At 53.5% G+C, this 5,702-nt stretch carries 2 tRNA genes and 3 rRNA genes; all 5 read right to left on the bottom strand.

What is annotated here, in order from left to right:
• Positions 1-53: 53 nt before the first annotated feature.
• Positions 54-170, bottom strand: a 5S ribosomal RNA gene (gene rrf / locus P0N66_RS12645).
• Between the two features lie 214 nt (positions 171-384).
• Positions 385-3,343 (bottom strand): 23S ribosomal RNA (locus tag P0N66_RS12640).
• Positions 3,344-3,484: 141 nt separating this feature from the next.
• A tRNA-Ala gene (locus tag P0N66_RS12635) sits at positions 3,485-3,560 on the bottom strand.
• A 156-nt stretch (positions 3,561-3,716) separates the two neighbouring features.
• A tRNA-Ile gene (locus P0N66_RS12630) sits at positions 3,717-3,795 on the bottom strand.
• Between the two features lie 177 nt (positions 3,796-3,972).
• Positions 3,973-5,534 (bottom strand): 16S ribosomal RNA (locus P0N66_RS12625).
• The 16S, 23S and 5S rRNA genes sit together here with 2 tRNA genes alongside, the layout of an rRNA operon.
• Positions 5,535-5,702 lie beyond the last annotated feature (168 nt).

The raw sequence follows: 5,702 nt of genomic DNA, 5'->3' as shown, positions 1-5,702 counted from the left end.
AAAAAAAAGCCCCCGTTATCGACCAAGCGATAACAGGGGCTTTTGTAAAAAAGATTCGGCGGCGACCTACTCTCCCACCAAGTTGCCCTGGCAGTACCATCGGCGCTGAGGGGCTTAACTTCCGTGTTCGGAATGGGAACGGGTGTGACCCCCTCGCTATGGCCACCGAAAAACTGCGTAACCGTTCAGCAGCACCCCGCCTTCGGGCGATCGGGACGACTCACATAGCAGGCTATTGTTCGCCGTCCCGCTTGCCCGAATTCGGGGCACTGCTGAACGGTTACGCCTGTTTTGCTATCGTCATCTGCTGACGGTAAAAAACAGTGATAACTGAATATGTTGTGATGGGTACTCGTAGTAGCGAATCGGCAAGAAATTAAGAAAATGATCAAGCCGCACGGCTGATTAGTACCGGTAAGCTCCATGTGTTGCCACACTTCCACACCCGGCCTATCGACGTCATGGTCTATGACGAGCCTTCAGGTGGGGTTATCCCCACGGGGTATCTTATCTTGAGGTAGGCTTCCCGCTTAGATGCTTTCAGCGGTTATCCCTTCCGAACGTGGCTACCCTGCCATTGCCGCTGGCGCGACAACAGGAACACCAGTGGTTCGTCCATCCCGGTCCTCTCGTACTAGGAACAGATCCTCGCAAATACCCTACGCCCACAGCAGATAAGGACCAAACTGTCTCACGACGTTTTAAACCCAGCTCGCGTACCGCTTTAATTGGCGAACAGCCAAACCCTTGGGACCTGCTCCAGCCCCAGGATGCGATGAGCCGACATCGAGGTGCCAAACCTCCCCGTCGATGTGAACTCTTGGGGGAGATAAGCCTGTTATCCCCGGAGTACCTTTTATCCGTTGAGCGACGACCCTTCCATGCGGAATCGCCGGATCACTAAGACCTACTTTCGTACCTGCTCGACTTGTCAGTCTCGCAGTCAAGCTCCCTTATGCCTTTACACTCTACGGCTGGTTTCCAATCAGCCTGAGGGAACCATCGCGCGCCTCCGTTACTCTTTAGGAGGCGACCGCCCCAGTCAAACTACCCACCAGACAATGTCCCAAACCCGGATTACGGGTTGTGGTTAGAAGCCTAGAATAATCAGGGTGGTATTTCAAGGTTGACTCCACGAGAACTAGCGTTCCCGCTTCAATGTCTCCCACCTATCCTACACAAATTATCCCAAACTCCAATGCCAAGCTGTAGTAAAGGTTCACGGGGTCTTTCTGTCTTGCTGCGGGTAATCGGCATCTTCACCGATAATTCAGTTTCGCTGAGTCCCTGGTTGAGACAGTGGGGAAATCGTTACGCCATTCGTGCAGGTCGGAACTTACCCGACAAGGAATTTCGCTACCTTAGGACCGTTATAGTTACGGCCGCCGTTTACCGGGGCTTCGGTTCGAAGCTTCTCCAAAAAGGATAACCTCTCCCCTTAACCTTCCGGCACCGGGCAGGCGTCAGACCATATACCGCGTCTTTCGACTTCGCATAGTCCTGTGTTTTTAGTAAACAGTCGCTCCCCCCGTTTCTCTGCAACCACCTTCGGCTCCGTAAGTATTCACTTCACCTAATGATGGCACACCTTCTCCCGAAGTTACGGTGTTATTTTGCCGAGTTCCTTAACCAGAGTTCTCTCAAGCACCTTAGGATACTCTCCCTGCCTACCTGTGTCGGTTTACGGTACGGTCGCCATATCAACTCGCTACGAGGCTTTTCCTGGCAGCATGGGATCAACCACTTTGTGGGCTATAAGCCCTCGTCATCACGCCTCAGCGTTGAATGGAGAAACGGATTTGCCTGCTTCTCCCGCCTACACGCTTAAACCGGGACGTCCAACACCCGGATGGCCTACCCTTCTGCGTCCCCCCTTCACTCAAACGTTGATACAACGGCGCAGGAATATTCACCTGCTTCCCATCGACTACGCCTTTCGGCCTCGCCTTAGGGGCCGGCTAACCCTGGGCAGATTAACTTGACCACAGGAAACCTTAGGCTTTCGGTGTGCGGGTTTCTCGCCCGCATTTGCGCTACTCGTGTCAGCATAAGCGCTTGTGGGGTCTCCAGCGCTCCTTTCGGTACACCTTCTCAGACGACCACAATGTTCTCCTACCACTCCATCTTACGATGAAATCCGCGGCTTCGGTGGCATGCTTAGCCCCGTTGAATTTTCGGCGCAGACCCACTCGACCAGTGAGCTATTACGCTTTCTTTGAAGGATTGCTGCTTCTAAGCCAACCTCCTGGTTGTCTGGGCAGTTCCACATCCTTTACCACTTAGCATGCACTTAGGGACCTTAACCGGCGGTCTGGGCTCTTTCCCTTTCGACCACGGATCTTATCACCCGTAGTCTGACTCCCGTGTTTGAGCTTGACGGTATTCGGAGTTTGACAGGGTTTGGTAATCCTGTGGGGACCCCTAGCCCAACCAGTGCTCTACCTCCGTCAGTCATCACACGAGGCTATACCTAAATATATTTCGGAGAAAACCAGCTATTCCCGAGTTTGATTAGCCTTTCACTCCTAGCCACAGCTCATCCAAGCAGTTTTCAACCTACAATGGTTCGGGCCTCCACGAAGTGTTACCTTCGCTTCACCCTGGCCATGGCTAGATCACCCGGCTTCGGGTTTACCCCATGCAACTAAACGCCCAGTTAAGACTCGCTTTCGCTACGGCTACACCTCTCGGCTTAACCTTGCTGCATAGGGTAACTCGCTGACTCATTATGCAAAAGGCACGCGGTTACACAGTCCGAAGACATCGTGCTTCCACTGCTTGTAAGCAGACGGTTTCAGGTTCTATTTCACTCCCCTCCCGGGGTTCTTTTCACCTTTCCCTCACGGTACTGGTTCACTATCGGTCACCAGGTAGTATTTAGCCTTGGAAGATGGTCCTCCCGGATTCCCACGGGGTTTCTCGTGTCCCGTGGTACTCGGGGACACCCTAGGGTGACTCAAGATTTCGTTTACCGGGCTATCACCGTCTCTGGCCGGCCTTTCCAGACCGTTCAACTATCCTTCGTCAATCCCATGTCGGGGCCCCACAACCCCGCAGTACAAGTACTGCGGTTTGGGCTTTTCCGCGTTCGCTCGCCACTACTGACGGAATCTCAATTGATTTCCTCTCCTGGGGGTACTGAGATGTTTCACTTCCCCCCGTTCGCCTCATACACCTATGTATTCAGTGCATGATGACCAGGGTATTCCTGGCCGGGTTGCCCCATTCGGAAACCTCCGGATCAAAGCCTGTTAGCGGCTCCCCGAAGCTTATCGCAGCTTACCGCGTCCTTCATCGCCTCCTGGTACCAAGGCATCCACCGTCTGCCCTTAGTAGCTTGATCAAAATATCCTAAAAGTCTTGCTAGACTCAGCTACTTCAGAGTACTTCACAACATATTCAATTATCAAAGATCAATTACTGCCATCACCACCCGCTGCCCCGTCAGGACAACTTCAGTGGCGCCGCCAAAGACGGCAAAAAATGGTGGAGGTGAACGGGATCGAACCGATGGCCTCCTGCGTGCAAGGCAGGCGCTCTCCCAGCTGAGCTACACCCCCTGGTTAATCGTCCAGCAGCACCCCGGCTTCGGGCGATCGGGCCGGCTCACATAGATGGGCTATTGTTCACCGTCCCGCTTACCCGAATCCGGGGCACTGCTGAACGATTAACCATCTTGGCCGACTGACCGCCGTGGGGGGCTCACCTGATATCAGTGGTGGGCCTAACTGGACTTGAACCAGTGACCTCACGCTTATCAGGCGTGCGCTCTAACCAGAACTGAGCTATAGGCCCATGTAAGGCTTCAACAGCACCGCAAATGCACCTTGCGGCTGCCGAAATTTCCCGTTTACCTACGATCTTCAAAGAACAATCCGCAATCACCGTGGCGATTACGGATGCGATCTCTCAAAACTGAGCAGAAAAGTGATGGTATTGACCCCTATCGGGATAAATCCCGATCTTCCTTATAAAGGAGGTGATCCAGCCCCAGGTTCCCCTAGGGCTACCTTGTTACGACTTCACCCCAATTACCAATCATTCCTTGGCAGCCTGCCTCCCGAAGGTTAGCTCAACCGCTTCTGGAACAACCGACTTTCGTGGTGTGACGGGCGGTGTGTACAAGGCCCGGGAACGTATTCACCGCGGCATGCTGATCCGCGATTACTAGCGATTCCAACTTCATGGAGTCGAGTTGCAGACTCCAATCCGGACTGAGACCGGCTTTTTGAGATTGGCTACTTATCGCTAAGTCGCTGCCCTCTGTACCGGCCATTGTAGTACGTGTGTAGCCCTGGACATAAAGGCCATGAGGACTTGACGTCATCCCCACCTTCCTCCGGTTTGACACCGGCGGTCCCTCTAGAGTGCCCAACTTAATGATGGCAACTAAAGGCAAGGGTTGCGCTCGTTGCGGGACTTAACCCAACATCTCACGACACGAGCTGACGACAGCCATGCAGCACCTGTCTCCGGGTTCTACCTAATGATAGCACTCTCCTGTTTCCAGGAGATTCCCGGGATGTCAAGCCCAGGTAAGGTTCTGCGCGTTGCGTCGAATTAAACCACATACTCCACCGCTTGTGCGGGCCCCCGTCAATTCCTTTGAGTTTTAACCTTGCGGCCGTACTCCCCAGGCGGTGCACTTATTGCGTTAGCTACGACACAGAGGGGGTCAATTCCCCCCTACATCTAGTGCACATCGTTTACAGCTGTGGACTACCAGGGTATCTAATCCTGTTTGCTCCCCACGCTTTCGCGCCTCAGCGTCAGTATCCGTCCAGAAGATCGCCTTCGCCACCGGTATTCCTCCCGATATCTACGAATTTCACCTCTACACCGGGAATTCCATCTTCCCCGCCGGTACTCAAGCCCTGCAGTTTCAAATGCACATCCACGGTTGAGCCGTGGGCTTTCACATCTGACTTACAGGGCCGCCTACGCGCCCTTTACGCCCAGTAATTCCGATTAACGCTCGCACCCTCCGTATTACCGCGGCTGCTGGCACGGAGTTAGCCGGTGCTTCCTTTGAAGGTACCGTCAAAACCTGATGATATTAGCACCAAGTCCGTTCTTCCCTTCCGACAGAGCTTTACAACCCGAAGGCCTTCTTCACTCACGCGGCGTCGCTGCGTCAGGGTTGCCCCCATTGCGCAATATTCCTCACTGCTGCCTCCCGTAGGAGTCTGGTCCGTGTTTCAGTTCCAGTGTGGCGGATCATCCTCTCAAACCCGCTAACCATCGTCGCCTTGGTAGGCCGTTACCCCACCAACAAGCTAATGGTACGCAAGCCCCTCCCTCTACGGTAACTTTCAAGAAGAGGTCACCTTTCCTTACCAAACCTTATGGTCAGCAAGTATATCCGGTATTAGCAGCCCTTTCGAACTGTTGTCCCAGATAGAAGGGCAGGTTACTTACGCGTTACTCACCCGTGCGCCACTCTACTCAGGTCCGAAGACCCTTTCTCGTTCGACTTGCATGTGTTAAGCACGCCGCCAGCGTTCAATCTGAGCCAGGATCAAACTCTCCAGTTTGATCTCTATCGTAATGCGACTGGTTCCTTAGAATTCCTCGGAATTCCCGAAACCAACGCTTACTGCAAAAAAAATCCCATCCAGGCTACAACGGCTTCCCGCTATAACCAAAACAGGTCTTTGGGCCCATCACTTAATTCTCTGCTCAGTTTTCAAAGATCGCTTGTA

Source organism: Desulfurivibrio dismutans, assembly GCF_029210385.1.
In the GTDB taxonomy this organism is placed as follows: Bacteria; Desulfobacterota; Desulfobulbia; order Desulfobulbales; family Desulfurivibrionaceae; genus Desulfurivibrio; species Desulfurivibrio dismutans.
Note: the sequence above shows the minus strand (reverse complement) of the source record. Positions and strands in the feature narration are given on the sequence as shown.